The sequence below is a fragment of the Pontivivens marinum genome (assembly GCF_900231835.1).
In the GTDB taxonomy this organism is placed as follows: Bacteria; Pseudomonadota; Alphaproteobacteria; order Rhodobacterales; family Rhodobacteraceae; genus Pontivivens; species Pontivivens marinum.
Genome location: NZ_OCTN01000026.1, coordinates 1 through 1,074, shown reverse-complemented (window position 1 = coordinate 1,074; position 1,074 = coordinate 1). Strand labels below are relative to the sequence as shown.

General features: G+C 54.3%; 1 pseudogene. It reads right to left on the bottom strand.

Annotated features, from left to right (window positions below):
* Positions 1-403, bottom strand: a pseudogene (locus CR254_RS17810) (transposase); the annotation flags it as partial.
* Positions 404-1,074: the final 671 nt, after the last annotated feature.

The following is a 1,074-nucleotide window of genomic DNA, read 5'->3' as shown; positions in this document are numbered from 1 at the left end:
CGTATCTCAGGATTGTCAGGCGGACGGTCGCGTCTGACAGTTTTGGGATCGACACCAACGAGCCTGCACGCCCGACGTTGCGAGATATCATGATCTCGCATCGCCCGAAGTGCAGCTTCCCGTCGTTCACTTGATGTCGTTAGTTCTTTCCCAGCAGATATTTCAGGACGACGTTGTCCAGCATGGTATCCGCCAGAAGACGTTTCAATTTGGCATTCTCGTCCGTGACCGCACGCAGCTTTGCTGCATCTGACACCTCCATGCCGCCATACTGAGACTTGAACTTGTAAAACGTTCCTTGGCTGAGGCCGTGCTTGCGGCACACATCCGCAGTCGACACCCCAGCTTCTTGCTCTTTGATCATCCCAATAATCTGGGCTTCGCTAAAACGGCTCTTTCGCATCTGTTTGCTCCTTCAAAAGGTTGAGCAAGCTCTGCATTAAAGTGAGGGAAGTTTCAGGGGGCAGGTCAGGTCCAGATCGCCCCCGAAGTAACGAAGGGTTCCGTTCTGCGATCCGTCTCGCTGGAAACAGGACATCGGGCGATCTGCGTCGAGAAGGCTCTGCATTCTCACATCAAAGCTCACCGCCCTGACCTTATTGTGCCACAGGAACTTTTCCGGTCACATATCCGGACAACGTCCGAGATCTACCACCGCCATGGGCGCACGTATATCTCGGCGCTCCTGGATGCGGTGGAGGCGGGTTGGGATCCATCTGCCTACACATCGAACGCCGCCTAATCACGCCGAGGGCGCCCCACTTCGGGGCGCCTGCCCTACGTCAAAGGCGAAGACACGTCGTGATCTCAGCGCAACGGGAGATCCCGCGATAAACCCTCACGCACCACAAACGCATTGAGCTACAGATTGTGTAGCGCAATGTGTAGCAAAACCAACACTAATATAAACTGCAACTCCGGGTAAACGCACGCAAGACGTTGAATTTAATGGGATTATTGCCACCCGAGTCGCGAGCTTAGTGGCGGAGGCGGTGAAAGCGCGAGATCGGCTTCGTCTGCCCCCAACTGCCGTCAGCCGAATCCTTTTAACCATAGGAATTCATATAATTTATT